Genomic DNA, 16,187 nt, shown 5'->3' with positions numbered 1-16,187 from the left:
CGCCGTACCGTGATTCACGCGAGGCGCAGCCGACGTCGCGGTGCACGTCGGCTGCGCGGGACCGATGACGCGAGGGGGGACGAACAATGACGGTGGAATCGGCCGGAGTGCGGCGGCGCCCCGCGGACGCCGACGCACAGGAGGCGTTGCGGACGTCCCGACTGGACCTGGTGCGCCGACTGGTCCGCGACTACGGCTTCAGCGAGCTGGACGCCTGCCAGTTCACGACCCGGGCCGTCGAGTCGCCGTCGGCCAACGTCTGCGACACCAACCACACCTGCGTGGCCGAGCTCCGCAAGGAATGGCTGCCCGCGCGCGACGTACCGCGGCCTCCACGCCCGGCGGCGCGAGACGTACCGCGGCCTCCACGCCGGCGGCGGGAGACGGCGGCGGCGTTCCGCGCCTGACCCCCTTTCTCTTCCTTCGAGTTCTTCCAGCGAGAGGCGCACACCGCATGGAACGGGCAAGATCCCTCCCCGGTCGACGACGGCTCCTCAAGGGCGCCGCCCTGGCCGCCGTCCCCTACACCCTGCTGCCCGGCCCCCGGGCCGGTGCGCGGGCACCGGCTCCCGACTATCCGCTCGCGGAGTGGCAGCCGGCGACACGCGCCAACCTCACGGCGGCGCACCGTCCCACCACCCACCCCGTCGACCTGGTGGTCATCCACGTCACGCAGACGGATTACGCCAACGCCCTGGCCGTCTTCCAGCACCCGCGCAAGGAGGTGTCCGCGCACTACGTCGTCCGGTCCTCGGACGGACATGTGGCGCAGTGCGTCCGGGAGTCCGACATCGCCTGGCACGCCGGGAGCTGGCAGCACAACACGCGCAGCATCGGCATCGAACACGAGGGATGGGTGGACCAGCCCCACTACTTCACGGACGCCCTCTACGAGCGGTCGGCCGCGCTCACCGCGGCGATCTGCACTCGGTACGGCATCCCCAGGGACCGCGACCACATCGTCGGCCATCACGAGATACCGGGCACCGACCACACCGACCCAGGACCGCACTGGGACTGGGCTGGCTACATGCGGCTCGTCACCTCCGCCTGACCCCGGCGGCAGGCCCCGCGGGGCCGCCCGGCCGCCCGTGATCGGGTCCAGCCGGCCACTGGCACTCGGTGCCCGGCGGCCCGGCCGCCCGACAGCCCGCACCACCGGCGGTCCGTGGCACCGGCAGCCCGCGTCACCGGCGTCACGGGTCGCCGGCGGCCCGTGCTGCCGCCCACCGCGCCACCGTCCGCCGCGTTCTTCCCGGAGGAGCCCGCGCGGGGCGGCGGCTGCACGGACGGGCGGGTGGTCGGCAACGACTTCAGCGGCAACGCGTCCGGGGTCACCCGCTCCGACACCCCGCCCAGCGGCGGCCGGTGGCGCGACAACGACCTGTGAAGGCAGGGCACGACGACCTGGTTCCCAGGAAGGCAGGGCGCTCTCAGCCGAGGGCCGCCGCCCCGGTCGGCAGGCGCAGCCGCGCCCCCTGACGTGTCAGCTCCTGCTGGACCAGGGCGTACGGCACCTCGCGTGGGCTGCGGCCGATGCGGGTGGCCAGGGCGGCGCAGACGCCGGCCGCCTGACCGGTCGCCATGGCGATGGGCATGACGCGATAGGAGGAGTGCGCCACGTGGGAGCCGGAGATGCAGCGGCCCGCGACGAGCAGGTGCTCGGTGTCGCGGGGCAGCAGACAGCGCAGCGGGATGTCGTAGAAGCGGCCTCGGGGGACGCGTTTGAGGATGGTGCCGCTGCCCTTGGGATTGTGGATGTCGACGGGGTAGGCGCCGTGCGCGACGACGTCGGGGAAGGAGCGCGCCGCGAGGATGTCGTGGCCGGTGAGGTGGTAGTCGCCGAGGATCCGCCGCGTCTCCCGCACGCCGACCTGCGTGCCGCTCTGCACGACGTACGACTCCTCGAAGCCGGGGACGTGCCGGCGCAGGAAGCGGTCGATCTGTTCCATCTGGCGGCGGGCGACGTACTCGGCGCGGCTGAGGTCCCACACGTCGATGCCGAGGGCCCGGGTGACGCGGGTGCTGTTGACGCCGAGTTCGCGCGGGCGGGGGGTGCCGAAGAAGAGGATGTCCTCGCGGGGCAGGGAGAGTTCGCCCGCCTCGGTGGCCTCCTCGATGAGGTCCCACAGGCCGTGCACGCCGCGCCACTGGTCGGGGTGCTCCTGGACGTACTCGGCGAACCGGGGCCGCAGGAAGTCGGCGACGCGGAACATCAGCGTCATCGGCTGCACCAGCCCGTCCTCGGGCCTGCCGACCTCGCTGGGCGCGCCGCAGGCGGCGGCCACGTCGCCGTCGCCCGTGCCGTCGATGACGACGTCGGCGTCGATCACCACGGGGCCGGACTTGGTCTCGAAGACCACCCGCCAGCCGTCGTCGAGGGGCAGGGCCGAGGAGGCGAAGGAATGGAACAGCATGTGGACGCCGGCCTCGTCCAGCAGGTCGAGGAGGACGAGCTTGTAGATCTCCGGGTCGAACGGCACGGTGTAGCCGGTGCGCAGGGAGGGCGGGATGCAGCCGCCGCGTTCGTTCAGCCGGTCCAGCAGGCGCCACAGGAATCCCGCGACCACCGCCTCGCCCTCGCCGTGGTCGTTGGGCAGCAACTGGTCGCCCTCCACGCCGGGAGGTGTGAAGACGGCCTGTTTCTGCTCGTTGTGGAAGGACATCAGGGGCATGACGAGCGCCACGGTGGCGTTGCCGCCCAGGAAGCCGTACCGCTCCACGAGCACCACGTCGGCGCCCGCGTCGGCCGCGGCGTACGCGGCCGCGGTGCCGGCCGGGCCTCCACCGACGACCAGCACCTGCGTCCGGCCTCCGTGCCGGGCGTCGCGCGGCGGCAGGGTGACGGTCCGTGTCTGGGGAGGTCGTTCCAGGATCGGCATCGGTTCTTCCCGTCGGAGATGTTCCGAAGGCGGTGGGAGCTCCGGGCCCCGGAGCCCGGGGGGACGGCCCCCGGGCCCGGTGGTTCAGTTCAGCGTTCCGGTACCCGGTCGCAGCAGATGCAGGCCCGAGTGTTCGGCCTCCGGCACGGCGTCGGCCCGCTCGTCCAGGGACCGGAGGACCACGCCGCACCGCACGCAGGTCTCCCGGGCGGCGTCCCGCAGGGCCCGCACCCGCGCGTCGAGACTGCCGCGGCGCTGCGGGAACTCGTCCCACAGCCGGTCCACCTCGGCCAGCAGCAGCCCGGCCTGCTCGCGGGCCACGCCGACCAGTGCGGGCGCCCCGATACGGCGGGAGAAGTCGAAGACCTTGCCGGAGTAGGGCAGCGGCAGCACCGGGAGCCCGGACAGCGCGGCGAAGATCACGAAATGCAGGCGCATGCCGACGGCGAGATCGAGGTGGTTCATGAAACCGAGGACCTGGCCGGGGCTGTAGACGCTGTGCAGGATGCGTCCCCGGTCGGGTGCGGTCATCCGGGAGAGGACGCCGTGGGCGTGATGGACGTCCTGGCGTTCCATCGGGACGAAGACCACATGGGCGTCCAGCCGCCGGACCAGGAAGTCGGCCACGTCGGCGAGGAGGGCGTGGTAGTCGCTCTCGTCGAGTTTCTCCGCCGCCCGGCCCGGTTCGCGGACCGACATCCCCACCAGCCGGGTCTCGGCGGGGATGCCCTCCTGCCGCATCATCTGGTCGGTGAAGGGCTCCGGCGGCAGCAGCAGCGCCGGATCGGCGGTCACGGTGACATCGCGGTCGAGCCCGGCCTCCTCCAGCACGAGCCGCGACTCCTCGTCACGCACGACGACCTCGTCCATCGCCGACAGCACGGCGCGGACCGCCTCCCGGTCCTCCGCCTCGCGCAGCGGCCCCGCGCCGACGGCGTACGCGAAGGTCCGCACACCGCGGACCTGGGCGGCGCCGACCAGACGCAGATACCGGCGTGCCTCACCGTCGTAGAGGATGCCGCCGCCCCCGAGCACCAGCAGGTCCAGGCCCGACAGGACGTCGAGGATCTGCTTCTGCGGGACTCCCTCCCAGTCGACCACCTCGTCGGCGGCGGGCTGGTGGGCGCGGGTGTGCTCGGCGTTGCGGCTGAAGACGACGAGCCGGGCCTGCGGGCGATGGGCGCGCAGGCAGCCGAGGACGCAGCTCAAAATGGCCTCGTCACCGAGGTTGTAGCCGCCGTACGAGCCGAGCAGGCCGATCCGCGGCCCCGGCCCTGCGGACCGGCGAGGCTGTGTGGTGATGGTCATCCGGGACTCCTGTCCAGGAGCTGACGAGCGGTACGGGGGTCCGGGACAGCTGCGTGGGCACGGCGGGGGTCGGGACGGAACCTCATGGGTCGCTGCCACGGGTCGGGCCCGGGTTGCCTTCCCCTCGCAGGAGAAACCCCCAGACGGGAGAAACCCCCCGACCAGGTGCGTTCTGACAGGCAGCGTCATCCTTTCACGGGTTCGGGCCCGCCACCATCGCAGCGTGCGGCGGGCCGGCCGCGGTCCGGTTCCCCGGGTCCCGGGACCGAGCTCCGGCCTGTCGGGAAACCGGCGTCGCACGTCGTCGCCCTCGACCCTCCGGCCCCGTGCGCCGAGGACGTCACGCTGCGTGCCTCACCCGGATGCCGTACGCCTCCGAGCCTGCCGGGCCCGGACGGAGGACGCTGATCTCGGTACCGGGCGCCCCCGCGGCGTCCGCGGCCGGTGCCGGAGAGCGGACGGGGCCGACAGGGCGACGCCCCGGGTCCCGGACCGGCGCCGGGCAGCGCACAGGCCGCCGTCGTCACGTACAGAGGAGACCTGAAATGACCACCGCATCCTCACCCGCCTGGGACCACGCCGTCGTCACCGGCGGCGCGGGCTTCGTCGGCTCCCACCTGTGCGGCGCCCTGCTGGACTCCGGCGCGGCGGTCACCTGCGTGGACGATTTCAGCACGGGCCGGCCCGCGAACGTCTCGCCGCTGCTCGACCGGCCCGGGTTCACGCTGGTGGACGCCAACGTGGCCGAGCGGATACCCGTCAAGCGGCCGCCCGACCTCGTGCTGCACTTCGCCTCCCCGGCCTCCCCGGCGGACTATCTGCGGCTGCCCCTGCACACCATGGAGACCGGCAGCCTCGGCACCCGCAACGCGCTGGACATCGCGCACGACGCCGGCGCCCGCTTCGTGCTCGCCTCGACCTCCGAGGTGTACGGCGACCCGCAGCAGAACCCACAGGACGAGCGGTACTGGGGGAACGTCAACCCGGTCGGCCCGCGCAGCGTGTACGACGAGGCCAAGCGCTTCGGCGAGGCGCTCACCACGGCGTACGCGGAGGCGGAGGGCACCGACACCTGCATCGTGCGGCTGTTCAACACCTACGGGCCGCGGATGCGCGGGCACGACGGACGGGCGGTGCCGACCTTCGTCCGCCAGGCGCTGGCCGGGGAGCCGCTGACGGTCACCGGCGACGGCCACCAGACGCGGTCGCTCTGCTACGTGGACGACACCGTCCGGGGCATCCTCGCGGCGGCGGCGCACGGCATGCGGGGCCCGGTGAACATCGGCAATCCGGCCGAGATCACCATGCTGGACCTGGCCCGCCTGGTGATCCGGCTCACCGGGTCCTCCTCGAACGTCCGCTTCATCGAACGGCCGACCGACGATCCGGCGGTCCGCTGCCCGGACATCACGCTGGCCCGCGACAAGCTCGGCTGGGAGCCGGAGGTGGACGCGGAGGAAGGCCTGCGCCGCACGATCGACTGGTTCCGCGCCTCGGCCCGCGAAGACCGGGCCGCCCAGGGCAGCCCACAGCGCTGACCCGCCCACCCGGGCGGACGCCCCTAACGGAGCTCCGCCCACCCACCCCACCGCATACTCCCCGGGACCCTCATGCGCATCCTCGGAATCAACGCCCTCTTCCACGACCCCGCCGCCGCCCTCGTGATCGACGGCCGTACCGTGGCCGCCGCCGAGGAGGAGCGGTTCTCCCGCCGCAAGCACGGCAAGCGGCCGGTGCCGTTCTCCGCCTGGGAGCTGCCGGAGAAGGCCGCCGCGTGGTGTCTGCGGCGGGCCGGCCTGCGCCCGCAGGACCTCGACGCGGTCGCCTACTCCTACGACCCGCGGCTCGCCCGGCCCGCCGAGGAGATGGGCCTGGACGATCCCTGGGACCACCTGCGGCAGACGTACGCCCGCGAGGCCCCCGGCTTCCTGGCGACCGCGCTGCCGGGTCTGGACGCCGCCAAGGTCCGCTTCGTCCCGCACCACATGGCGCACGCCGCGTCCAGCGCCTTCGCCGCCCCCGGCGCCGGCGACTCCTCCGTACTGGTCCTGGACGGCCGGGGGGAACGCGCCTCGCATCTGGCGGCGCGGCGGGTCGGCGACCGGCTGGAGGCGCTGTACGCGCAGGAGCTGCCGCACTCCCTGGGCCTGGTCTACGAGGAACTGACCGACCACCTGGGCTTCCTGCGCTCCTCGGACGAGTTCAAGGTGATGGCCCTCGCCTCGCACGGCCGCCCCCGGATGCCGGCCGAGCTGCGCCGGTACGTGTACCCCACCGGGGACGGCGGGTTCCACGCCGGCGGCGTCCCCTGGCACGAGTTCTGCCCGCCGCGCGGCGCGGAGGAGCCGTGGACGCAGGAGCACGCGGACGTGGCCGCGAGCGCGCAGGCCGTGCTGGAGGAGACACTGCTCGACCTGGTGCGCTGGCTGCACGGACGGACCCGCCACAGCGTGCTCACCCTGGCCGGCGGGGTCGCGCTGAACTGCGTCGCCAACTCCCGTATCGCCCGTGAGGGTCCTTTCTCGCGGGTGTGGGTGCAGCCGGCGGCCGGTGACGCCGGCACCGCGCTGGGCGGCGCGCTGCTGCTGGCGGCGGAGACGGGCGGCGCGCCGGAGCCGATGACGGGCGCCGACCTGGGGCGCGACTGGTCCGACGCGGAGCTGGGCGCGTGGCTGAAGACGGCGGCCGTGCCGTTCGAGCGGCCGGTGGACATCGCGGAGACGGTGGCCGAGGCCCTCGCGGACAACGGGATCGTCGCCTGGTTCCAGGGACGTTCCGAGTTCGGTCCCCGCGCGCTCGGCCACCGCTCGCTGCTGGCGCACCCCGGGCACGCGGGCAACCTCGAACGGCTGAACGACGTCAAGGGGCGTGAGCAGTTCCGGCCGGTGGCGCCGATGGTGCTGGCCGACCGCGCCGCCGAGATCTTCGACGGACCGCTGCCCAGCCCCTACATGCTGTTCGTGCACGACGTGACCGAGTCCTGGCGCGAGCGCATCCCGGCCGTGGTGCACGTCGACGGCACGGCCCGCATCCAGACCGTGGACCCGGAGCGGGAGCCGCTGGTCGCCCGCATGCTGGGCGCGTTCGAGCGGCGGACCGGGCTGCCGGTGGTGGTCAACACCAGCCTCAACACGGCCGGCCGGCCGATGGTCGACGATCCGCGCGACGCCCTGGAGTGCTTCGGCTCCTCGCCGGTCGACCTGCTCGCCATCGGCCCGTACGCGATCCGGCGCGGCGACTTCTTCCGGGCCGCCGGCGGTGGGAGGCCGTGATGCCACCCCGAACGGCCGACCAGCAGGCACAGGTACATGAGGAACCTTGGCCACATCAGGCACCTCAGCCACATCAGGCATCTCGGCCACACCAGGCACATTGGCCACATCAGGCACCTTGGCCACATCAGGCACAACCTAACTCCTTGACGCACCGCACCCCCGGGAGGCCCCGATGACCGAGGCAGCACCGCCGGTGGACACCGCGTACGCCGACGACGCCTACGCGGTGGTGATCCCCACCCTGGGCCGTCCGAGCCTTGCCGTATGCCTGCGCGCCCTGGCCCGGTCGGGCGGCCCCCGTCCGGTGCGGGTGGTCCTCGTCGACGACCGCCCGGGCGCCCCGGCGGACGCGCCGGCGGAAGCGGTCCCCGAGGTGTTGCGCCCGCTCACCACCGTCGTCCGGGGCGGCGCCCGCGGCCCGGCCGCCGCCCGCAACGCCGGGTGGCGGGCGGCCGCAGGCGTGCCCTGGGTCGTCTTCCTCGACGACGATGTGGTGCCCAGCCCCTCCTGGGGCGAGGACCTCGCGCTCGACCTGGCCGGGGCGGCGTACCGGACGGGCGCCGTCACCGCGCGGATCGACGTCCCGCTGCCGCCGGACCGCCGGCCCACCGACTGGGAGCGCAACACCGCCGGGCTGGCCACCGCCCGCTGGATCACCGCCGACATGGCCTACCGGAGGGCGGCCCTGGAGGCGGTCGGCGGCTTCGACGAACGCTTCCGGCGCGCCTTCCGGGAGGACGCCGACCTCGCACTGCGGGTGATCGCGGCCGGCTGGGCGGTGGCGGCCGGCCACCGCCGTACGACGCATCCGGTACGGCCCGCCGACCGCTGGGTCTCGGTCCGGCTCCAGGCGGGCAACGCGGACGACGTGCTGATGACCCGGCTGCACGGCCGGACCTGGTGGCGCCGGGCCGGGGCGCCGCGGGGGCGGCTCGCGCTGGACGCGGTGGTGACCGGGGCGGCGGTGACGGCCCTGGCCTGCGCCGCCGCGGGCCGGCGCCGGGCGGCCGGCGCGTGCGCCGGGCTGTGGCTGGCCGGGACGGCCGAGTTCGCGCTGGCCCGGATCCTGCCCGGGCCGCGCACCCGGGACGAGATCGCCACGATGGCGCTGACCAGCGTCGCCATCCCGCCCGCCGCCGTCTGGCACTGGCTGCGCGGACAGGCCGTCCACCGGCACACGCCGCCCGCCACCGCGCACGAGCCCGGTGAGCCGCCGCGTCCCTCGCGGGCGCCGGACCGGGAGCGGGTGCCCTCATGACACGGCTCACGGCACCCCGCGAGCCGCGCCGCCCGTGGCTGTTCGACGGTCCCGCGCGGTGCGCCGGCCCCCGCCCGCCCCTGCCCCCCGCCCTCCCGGCAGCCGTCCTGTTCGACCGCGACGGCACCCTGGTCGTCGACGTCCCCTACAACGGCGACCCGGCACGGGTGGTGCCGATGCCGACGGCGCGGGAGGCCGTCGACGCGGTCCGGGACCGCGGCATCCCGGTCGGTGTGGTGAGCAACCAGTCCGGCGTCGCCCGCGGTCTGCTGACCTACCGTCAGGTCGCGGCCGTGCGGCGGCGGGTGGAGGAGCTGCTCGGCCCGTTCGGGGTGTGGGCGGTCTGTCCGCACGGCCCGGACGACGGCTGCGGCTGCCGCAAACCGGCGCCGGGACTGGTGCTCGCGGCGTGCGCGCGGCTCGGCGTCCCGGTGGAGCGCACGGTCGTCATCGGCGACATCGGCGCCGACGTGGCCGCGGCCCGCGCCGCCGGCGCCCGGGGTGTGCTGGTGCCGACCCCGGTGACCCGCCCGGAGGAGACCGCCCGCGCCGAGGTCACCGCCCCGGACCTGCGCGCGGCGGTCCGTACCGCCCTGTCCCGGGCGCCCGCCCCCGTCCGCGTTCCCGTCCCGGGAGAGTCATGACGGCCGATTCCCCGACCCTGCCCCGTTCGCTGGTCGTACGCCTCGACAGCGCCGGTGACGTCCTGCTGGCCGGGCCCGCCGTGCGGGCCGTGGCCGCCGGTTCGTCGTACACGGCGCTGCTGTGCGGGCCGCAGGGGGCGGGCGCGGCACGCCTGCTGCCGGGCGTCGACGAGGTCCTGGTGCACGACGCGCCCTGGACGGGCCTGGATCCGGCGCCGGTCTCCCGGCGGGCCACCCGGGAACTGCTCGACACGCTGACGGCCCGCCGCTTCGACCGGGCGCTGGTGCTGGTGTCGTACCACCAGAGCCCGCTGCCGGCGGCGCTGCTGCTGAAGCTGGCGGGGGTCGGCTGGACGGCCGCCGACAGCGAGGACTATCCGGGCGCCCTGCTCGACCTGCGCCACCACCGGCAGCCGCACCGGCACGAGGTGCTGGCGGCCCTGGACCTGGCCCGGGACGCGGGGTTCGCCCTGCCGCCGGGCGACAACGGCGCACTGCGCGTCACGCCGCCGCCGGACATGACCCGGCTGACCGGCCCCGAGCCGTACGTGGTGCTGCATCCCGGCGCCGCCGTGCCCGCGCGGGCGTGGAGCCGTGAGCGGGCGGTCCGGGCCGCGGCGGCGCTGGCGGCGGCCGGGTACCGCGTCGTCGTCACCGGGGGGGCGGGGGAACGGGAGCTGACGGCCCGGGTGGCCGGGGCACACGCCCTGGACCTGGGCGGTGTCACCCATCTGGAGCAACTGGCCGGCGTGCTCGCCGGGGCGCGGGCCGCGGTGGTCGGCAACACCGGGCCGGCGCATCTGGCCGCCGCCGTCGGCACTCCGGTGGTGTCCCTGTTCGCGCCGGTGGTACCGGCCGAGCGCTGGCGGCCGTACGGCGTCCCGCATGTGCTGCTGGGGGACCAGGAGGCGCCCTGCGCGGGCACCAGGGCCCGGACCTGCCCCACGCCGGGCCATCCCTGCCTCGACGGGATCGGGGACGCGGAGGTGCTGGCCGCCGTGACCGCGCTCTGCGCCAGCCAGCCGGTTGGGATGAATAATTTCCATCAGACAAGAGAGACAAAGCGGACGGATCCCGTGATGGATCAGGGCCCGTCGCCCCGGCCGGCCACGCCGGCCGCCCCGTGCCGACCGGGCGGCAGGGCCGAGACGGAACGAGGAGCGACCACATGAACATCCTGCTGTGGCATGTGCACGGCTCCTGGACGACGGCGTTCGTCCAGGGGCCCCACACCTACCTCGTTCCCGTCACCCCGGACCGCGACGCGGACGGCCTGGGCCGGGCCCGCACCTTCTCCTGGCCGTCCTCGGTGCGCGAGCTGACCCCCGCCCAGCTGCGGGACGCGCAGGTGGACCTGGTGGTCCTGCAGCGCCCGCACGAGCTGGAGCTGGCCCAACGCTGGCTGGGCGGCCGACGTCCCGGCCGCGACCTGCCCGCCGTCTACCTGGAGCACAACGCGCCGGACGGCGACGTCCCCTCGACCCGGCACCCGTTCGCCGACCGCGACGACCTGACGCTGGTGCACGTCACGCCGTTCAACCGCCTGTTCTGGGACTGCGGCAGCACCCGCACCGAGGTGGTCGAGCACGGCATCGTCGACCCGGGCCACCAGTACACCGGCCGCCTCCCCCGCGCGGCCGTCGTCGTCAACGATCCGGTGCGGCGCGGCCGTCACACGGGCACCGACCTGCTGCCCGGACTGGCCCGCGCCGCGCCGCTGGACGTCTTCGGCATGCGCACCGAGGGCCTCGCCGACCACCTCGGCCTGCCCGAGGAGCGCTGCCGCAGCGCCGACCTGCCGCAGAGCGGACTGCACGCGGCCATGGCCGAACGCCGGCTGTACCTGCACCCGGTGCGCTGGACCTCGCTCGGCCTGGCGCTGCTGGAGGCGATGCACCTGGGCATGCCGGTCGTGGCGCTCGCCACCACGGAGGCGGTCGAGGCGATCCCGCCGGACGCGGGCACGCTGTCCACCCGCCCCGAGGTACTGGCCCGGGCCGCCCGGCGCTACCTGGAGGATCCCGAGGCCGCCGCCGAGGACGGCGCCCGCGCGCGCCGGGCGGCCCTCGAACGCTACGGGCTCAAGCGCTTCCTGGACGACTGGGAGCGCCTGCTGACGGAGGTGCGCTCATGACGTCATCGGTCGGATCCCTGCCGCACACCCACGTCGACGGCGACGGGCCGGGCCCGCTCTCCGTCGCGCTCGTCTCCGAGCACGCGAGCCCGCTGGCCGCGCTGGGCGGGGTCGACGCGGGCGGGCAGAACGTCCACGTCGCCTGCCTCGCGAGCGCGCTGGCCGACCGCGGCCACCAGGTGACCGTGTACACCCGGCGCGACGACCCCGACCTGCCCGACACCGTGCCCCTGCGTGACGGCGTGACGGTGCACCACGTGCCGGCGGGACCCGCGCGGGCCCTGCCCAAGGACGAACTGCTGCCCCACATGGACGACTTCGCCCGGCATCTGACCCGCGTCTGGCGGGCCCGGCCGCCCGACGTCGTGCACTCGCATTTCTGGATGTCGGGACTCGCCTCGCTGCGCGCGGCGCGCGCGCTGGACCTGCCCCTGCTGCACACCTACCACGCGCTGGGCACGGTCAAGAGGCGGCACCAGCAGCTCGCGGACACCAGTCCGCCGCAGCGGATCGGCCACGAGACGGACGTCGGCCTGGGCTGCGACCGGGTCGTCGCCACCTGCCGCGACGAGGTCGCCGAGCTGTCCCGGATGGGCATCCCCGCCGACAAGGTCAGCGTGGTGCCCTGCGGGGTGGACACCGGGCTGTTCACCCCCCGGGGACCGGCCGCCAGGCGCCGCACCCGGCGCTACCGGCTGCTCCAGCTGGGCCGGCTGGTCCCCCGCAAGGGAGCCGAGGTCTCCGTCGCCGCGCTGACCCGGCTGCCGGACACCGAACTCCTCGTCGTCGGCGGCCCGCCCCCGGACCGGCTCGACCGGGATCCGGAGGTACGGCGCCTACGGGCGCTGGCCCGGCGCGCCGGGGTCGCCGACCGGGTCCACTTCACCGGCGGGGTGCCCAGCCGTCAGGTGCCCGCGCTGCTGCGCGGCGCCGACGTGGTGCTGTGCCCGGCCGACTACGAGCCCTTCGGCATCGTGCCGCTGGAGGCGATGGCCTGCGGCCGGCCGGTCGTCGCCAGCGCGGTGGGCGGCCACCTGGACACCGTCGCCGATCCGGCCACCGGACGACTGGTGCCGCCCCGCGACCCCGAGGCGCTCGCCGGGGCCGCCGCCGGCCTGCTCGCCCGGCCCGAGGCGCGGGAGGCGTGCGGCGCGGCCGGCCGCCGCCGGGTGCTGCGCCGCTACGGCTGGAACCGCGTCGCGGCCGAGACGGAGGCGGCGTACTGCGCCGTCCTGGACGCCCGCCACTCCGTGACGGAGGTGGTGTGAGCCGTCCACGCCCGCCGGTCCGGGCACCCACCCGGCCTCGACAGCGTTCCGACCCACCGCACTGCACCGACGTCCGAAGGAGGTGCGGGTCCGGCCGCCGTCCCGTGTGACGCGGTACGCCCGACCAGCATGAGCGAATTTTCCGTGACCCCCGCGTCACCCGCGTCCCCGTCCCCCGCGTCCTCCGCGTCCCCGTCCCCCGCGCCCCCGGCGTCCCCGTCCCCCACGTCCGCCACGTCCCCCTCACCAGCCTCGCCCTCCCCCGTGTCCCCCGCGTCACCCGTGTCCGCCGCCCCGGCCGCGCTGGAGGCCGCCCGGGGCCACTGCCGGTCCCTGGAGCAGGCGCTGGTCCGGCTGCGCCGGGACGGGCTCGGCCGGATAGCCGACTGGGGCGGCAGGCTCGCCGCCGTCCTGCCCTCCGGCGGCCGCCTGCTGGCCGCGGGCAACGGCGGCAGCGCCGCCCAGGCCCAGCACCTGACCGCCGAACTCGTGGGCCGCTACCGCCGGGAGCGGCCCGCCTACTCGGCCATCTCGCTGCACGCCGAGACCTCCAGCCTCACCGCGCTCGGCAACGACTACGGCTTCGACCAGGTGTACGCCCGCCAGGTGGCCGCCCACGGCCGGCCCGGGGACGTGCTGGTGCTGCTGTCCACCTCCGGCCGCAGCGCCAACCTGATCAGCGCGGCCGTGACCGGCCGTTCGGCGGGCCTGCGGGTCTGGGCGATGACCGGACCGCGGCCCAACCCGCTGGCCGAGGCCGCCGACGAGGCGCTGTGCATCGACGCCGACACCACGGCCACCGTCCAGGAGGCCCACCTGGTCGCCGTTCACCTGCTGTGCGAGGCGTTCGACGCGGCCCTCGCCCCCCGTGCCGCGTCCCGCGCCGTCACCGCCCACCGGAGGGCGTCGTGACCGGGCCCGAGCCGCTGGTGGTCGTCGGTGACGTGCTGCTGGACGAGGACATCGAGGGCGTCGCCACCCGGCTGGCCCCCGACGCGCCCGCCCCGGTCGTCGACGTCACCCAGGACCGCACGCATCCCGGCGGGGCCGGGCTGGCCGCCGCGCTGGCCGCCCGGGGCGGGCGCGAGGTGGTCCTGGTGACCGCGCTCGGCGACGACGACGCCAGCGAGGCGGTCCGCCGGGAGCTGCGCGGCCGGGTCCGGCTGGTGGAGATCCCGCTGACCGGCAGCCTGCCGGTGAAGACACGGGTACTGGCGGGCGGGCGCCCGCTGGTGCGCATCGACCGGGGCGGCGGCACCCCGGGGGAACCCGACGGCGCGGTGCGGGAGGCGCTCACCGAGGCCCACGCCGTGCTCGTCGCCGACTACGGGCGGCACACGGTGCGGGCGGTCCGGCAGCACCTGGCCGCGGTCGTCCCGCGCACGCCGCTGGTGTGGGACCCGCACCTCAAGGGCGAGGAGCCCGTCCCGGGTACGCGGCTGGTCACGCCGAACGCGGCGGAGGCGCGCGGGCTCTGCCCCGCCGAGCACGCCCCCGGCGGCTCCGGCGACTCGCTGCGCGCGCACGCCGAACGCGGGGTCACCCTCGCCGAGCGCTGGCAGGCCGCGGGCGTCGCGGTGACGCTCGGCGACCGCGGGGTGCTGCTGGCCCGGCCGGGCGACGGCGCCCCGATGCTGATCCCGCCGCCGTTCCGGGCCACCGGGGACCCGTGCGGCGCGGGTGACTGCTTCGCCGCCACCACCGCGTCCGCGCTGGCGGACGGGGCGCTGCCCGAGGAGGCCCTGCAACGGGCGGTGGCCGAAGCGGCCGCGTTCGTGTCGGAGGGCGGGGCCGGCAACCCGGCGCTGTGGCGGAGCACGCCCGCCGCCGCCGCGCCCGCCGCGCCGGTCACCGACCCCTTCGCGCTGGCCGAGCAGGTCCGGGGGCGCGGCGGCACCGTCGTGGCCACCGGCGGCTGCTTCGACCTGCTGCACGCCGGCCATGTGGGCCTGCTCGACAGCGCCCGCGGCATCGGCGACTGCCTGATCGTGTGCGTCAACTCGGACGCCTCGGTGGCCCGTCTCAAGGGCCCGGGACGGCCGCTGAACCCGGTGGCGGACCGGGTCCGCGTCCTCCAGGCCCTCGGCAGCGTCGACGCGGTCGCCGTCTTCGACGAGGACACCCCGGAGGAACTGCTCGCCCGGCTGCGCCCCGACGTGTGGGTGAAGGGCGGCGACTACTCCGTGCAGGACCTGCCCGAGGCCGGGACGCTGCGGGCGTGGGGCGGGCAGGCCGTGGTCCTGCCCTACCTGGACGGCCGCTCCACGACCGTGCTGGCCCGCCGCGCGGCCCGGGCCGCCGCCCCGTGACCGCCCCGGCCACGGCCCCCCGGACGCTGGTGCTGCGGGCGCTCGGCCTGGGCGATCTGCTGACCGCGGTGCCCGCGCTGCGGGCGCTGCGCCGGCACCTCCCCGGCCACGAGCTGGTGCTGGCCGCACCGGACCGGCTGTCCGGGGCGGTCGCCGCCACCGGCCTGGTGGACCGGCTGCTGCCCACGTCCGCCCCGGGCCGGGAGGTGCCCGCCGAGCTGGCCTGGCCGGGGCCCGCGCCCGGCCTCGCCGTCGACCTGCACGGCAACGGCCCGCTCAGCCACCTGCTGCTGCACCGGCTGGGCCCGCGCCGCCTGTTCGCCTACGCCCACCCGGACACGCCCGGCATCACCGGCCCCGGCTGGCGGGAGGACGAGCACGAGCGGGACCGCTGGTGCCGGCTGCTGCGCTGGTACGGCGTCCCGGCCGACCCGCTCGACCTGCGCATCCCGGCGCCGTCGGCCCCCTCCCCCGCGCCGGGCGCCGTGGTCGTGCACCCGGGCGCCGACGCGCCCGCCCGCCGCTGGCCGAAGGAGCGCTTCGCGGCGGTCGCCCGGGAGCTGCGCCGGTCCGGTCACGACGTCGTGGTGACCGCCGGGGCGGGCGAGGGCGCGCTGGCCGGGCACGTGGCGGCGGCGGCCGGGCTGCCACCGGGGTCGGTCCTCGGCGGCGCCGGTGACGTGCCGTTCGACCGGCTGGCCGCGCTCGTCGCCGGGGCCCGCTGCGTGGTCGTCGGCGACACCGGACTGGCGCATCTGGCCACGGCGCTGGGCACGCCCTCGGTCGTCCTCTTCGGCCCGGTCGCCCCGCGGCTGTGGGGCCCGCCGCCCGACTCGCGCCACCGGGTGCTGTGGCATCCCGGCGAGGACGCCACGGCCCGCCCGGGCGACGCCCACGGCCGGGTCCCGGACGCCCGGCTGCTGCGGATCGGCGTGGCGGAGGTCGTCGCGGAGGTGCGGGCGGTGACGGACGGCGCCCCGGACCCCGCGCCGGCCCTCGGATCCGTACGCCGCTGAGACCGCGTGCGCCGCCCAGGCCGGTACGCCGCTGAGAACGGGCACGCCAACCAGCCCGCTACGCCGCTGAGAACGGGCACGCCACCCCGGCCG

General features: G+C 76.0%; 14 protein-coding genes and 1 pseudogene. 13 read left to right on the top strand and 2 right to left on the bottom strand.

The window, feature by feature from the left end; translation table 11 throughout:
• Positions 1 to 137: 137 nt before the first annotated feature.
• The 3 genes and pseudogenes from ACFF45_RS06435 to ACFF45_RS06425 form a co-directional block, all read left to right on the top strand.
• A pseudogene (locus tag ACFF45_RS06435) lies at positions 138 to 363 on the top strand (acetamidase/formamidase family protein); the annotation flags it as partial.
• A 91-nt stretch (positions 364 to 454) separates the two neighbouring features.
• Positions 455 to 1,054: an N-acetylmuramoyl-L-alanine amidase gene (locus tag ACFF45_RS06430; protein ID WP_381343087.1), complete on the top strand. Its 600-nt coding sequence runs from the start codon at positions 455 to 457 to the stop codon at positions 1,052 to 1,054.
• A 114-nt stretch (positions 1,055 to 1,168) separates the two neighbouring features.
• Entirely contained in the window at positions 1,169 to 1,390 is a 222-nt protein-coding gene (locus tag ACFF45_RS06425; RefSeq protein WP_381343084.1) for a hypothetical protein, read from the top strand.
• 43 nt (positions 1,391 to 1,433) lie between these two features.
• On the opposite strand, the gene ACFF45_RS06420 is transcribed toward ACFF45_RS06425, so the two are convergent.
• Positions 1,434 to 2,882 (bottom strand): FAD-dependent oxidoreductase, encoded by a 1,449-nt coding sequence (locus ACFF45_RS06420; RefSeq protein ID WP_381343081.1) that lies wholly within the window; start codon positions 2,880 to 2,882, stop codon positions 1,434 to 1,436.
• 84 nt (positions 2,883 to 2,966) lie between these two features.
• The gene (locus ACFF45_RS06415) at positions 2,967 to 4,190 is read right to left on the bottom strand and encodes a polysaccharide pyruvyl transferase family protein (protein WP_381343078.1); all 1,224 of its coding nucleotides are present in this window, start codon (positions 4,188 to 4,190) and stop codon (positions 2,967 to 2,969) included.
• 545 nt (positions 4,191 to 4,735) lie between these two features.
• Between ACFF45_RS06415 and ACFF45_RS06410 the strand changes: the two genes are divergently transcribed.
• The 10 genes from ACFF45_RS06410 (at position 4,736) to ACFF45_RS06365 (ending at position 16,094) form a co-directional block, all read left to right on the top strand.
• The gene (locus tag ACFF45_RS06410) at positions 4,736 to 5,728 is read left to right on the top strand and encodes an NAD-dependent epimerase/dehydratase family protein (RefSeq protein ID WP_381343075.1); all 993 of its coding nucleotides are present in this window, start codon (positions 4,736 to 4,738) and stop codon (positions 5,726 to 5,728) included.
• Positions 5,729 to 5,800: 72 nt separating this feature from the next.
• A complete protein-coding gene (locus tag ACFF45_RS06405) occupies positions 5,801 to 7,462 on the top strand; it encodes a carbamoyltransferase family protein (RefSeq protein ID WP_381343073.1) in 1,662 nt (553 codons plus the stop codon).
• Positions 7,463 to 7,637: 175 nt separating this feature from the next.
• Entirely contained in the window at positions 7,638 to 8,723 is a 1,086-nt protein-coding gene (locus ACFF45_RS06400) for a glycosyltransferase family 2 protein (RefSeq protein WP_381343070.1), read from the top strand.
• Positions 8,720 to 9,367 (top strand): D-glycero-alpha-D-manno-heptose-1,7-bisphosphate 7-phosphatase, encoded by a 648-nt coding sequence (locus ACFF45_RS06395; protein ID WP_381343067.1) that lies wholly within the window; start codon positions 8,720 to 8,722, stop codon positions 9,365 to 9,367. The genes ACFF45_RS06400 and ACFF45_RS06395 overlap by 4 nt, the downstream gene beginning before the upstream one ends.
• The gene (locus ACFF45_RS06390) at positions 9,364 to 10,539 is read left to right on the top strand and encodes a glycosyltransferase family 9 protein (RefSeq protein WP_381343066.1); all 1,176 of its coding nucleotides are present in this window, start codon (positions 9,364 to 9,366) and stop codon (positions 10,537 to 10,539) included. The genes ACFF45_RS06395 and ACFF45_RS06390 overlap by 4 nt, the downstream gene beginning before the upstream one ends.
• Positions 10,536 to 11,501: a glycosyltransferase gene (locus ACFF45_RS06385; RefSeq protein WP_381343063.1), complete on the top strand. Its 966-nt coding sequence runs from the start codon at positions 10,536 to 10,538 to the stop codon at positions 11,499 to 11,501. The genes ACFF45_RS06390 and ACFF45_RS06385 overlap by 4 nt, the downstream gene beginning before the upstream one ends.
• On the top strand, positions 11,498 to 12,769 hold the full coding sequence (locus ACFF45_RS06380) for a glycosyltransferase (protein ID WP_381343060.1): 1,272 nt from the start codon (positions 11,498 to 11,500) through the stop codon (positions 12,767 to 12,769). The genes ACFF45_RS06385 and ACFF45_RS06380 overlap by 4 nt, the downstream gene beginning before the upstream one ends.
• A gap of 282 nt (positions 12,770 to 13,051) precedes the next feature.
• On the top strand, positions 13,052 to 13,681 hold the full coding sequence (locus tag ACFF45_RS06375; RefSeq protein ID WP_381343057.1) for a D-sedoheptulose-7-phosphate isomerase: 630 nt from the start codon (positions 13,052 to 13,054) through the stop codon (positions 13,679 to 13,681).
• Positions 13,678 to 15,078 (top strand): D-glycero-beta-D-manno-heptose 1-phosphate adenylyltransferase, encoded by a 1,401-nt coding sequence (rfaE2, locus tag ACFF45_RS06370; RefSeq protein WP_381343055.1) that lies wholly within the window; start codon positions 13,678 to 13,680, stop codon positions 15,076 to 15,078. The genes ACFF45_RS06375 and rfaE2 overlap by 4 nt, the downstream gene beginning before the upstream one ends.
• Positions 15,075 to 16,094 carry a glycosyltransferase family 9 protein gene (locus ACFF45_RS06365; protein ID WP_381343052.1) on the top strand — a complete coding sequence of 340 codons (1,020 nt, stop codon included), beginning with the start codon at positions 15,075 to 15,077 and terminating at the stop codon, positions 16,092 to 16,094. Before rfaE2 ends, ACFF45_RS06365 begins: the two co-directional genes overlap by 4 nt.
• The last annotated feature ends 93 nt before the right edge of the window (positions 16,095 to 16,187 follow it).

It is taken from the genome of Streptomyces cinereospinus, from assembly GCF_042430725.1.
Lineage (GTDB): Bacteria > Actinomycetota > Actinomycetes > Streptomycetales > Streptomycetaceae > Streptomyces > Streptomyces cinereospinus.
This window is presented reverse-complemented; position numbering and strand designations above follow the sequence as displayed.

What these genes read in the sequence shown, in the direction of transcription:
- ACFF45_RS06410 (WP_381343075.1), top strand. Translation starts at nt 4,736, where the DNA reads ATGACCACCGCATCCTCACCCGCCTGGGACCACGCCGTCGTCACCGGC.
- ACFF45_RS06420 (WP_381343081.1), bottom strand. Translation starts at nt 2,882, where the DNA reads ATGCCGATCCTGGAACGACCTCCCCAGACACGGACCGTCACCCTGCCG.
- ACFF45_RS06400 (WP_381343070.1), top strand. Translation starts at nt 7,638, where the DNA reads ATGACCGAGGCAGCACCGCCGGTGGACACCGCGTACGCCGACGACGCC.
- ACFF45_RS06405 (WP_381343073.1), top strand. Translation starts at nt 5,801, where the DNA reads ATGCGCATCCTCGGAATCAACGCCCTCTTCCACGACCCCGCCGCCGCC.
- ACFF45_RS06385 (WP_381343063.1), top strand. Translation starts at nt 10,536, where the DNA reads ATGAACATCCTGCTGTGGCATGTGCACGGCTCCTGGACGACGGCGTTC.
- ACFF45_RS06380 (WP_381343060.1), top strand. Translation starts at nt 11,498, where the DNA reads ATGACGTCATCGGTCGGATCCCTGCCGCACACCCACGTCGACGGCGAC.
- ACFF45_RS06415 (WP_381343078.1), bottom strand. Translation starts at nt 4,190, where the DNA reads ATGACCATCACCACACAGCCTCGCCGGTCCGCAGGGCCGGGGCCGCGG.
- ACFF45_RS06395 (WP_381343067.1), top strand. Translation starts at nt 8,720, where the DNA reads ATGACACGGCTCACGGCACCCCGCGAGCCGCGCCGCCCGTGGCTGTTC.
- ACFF45_RS06390 (WP_381343066.1), top strand. Translation starts at nt 9,364, where the DNA reads ATGACGGCCGATTCCCCGACCCTGCCCCGTTCGCTGGTCGTACGCCTC.
- ACFF45_RS06430 (WP_381343087.1), top strand. Translation starts at nt 455, where the DNA reads ATGGAACGGGCAAGATCCCTCCCCGGTCGACGACGGCTCCTCAAGGGC.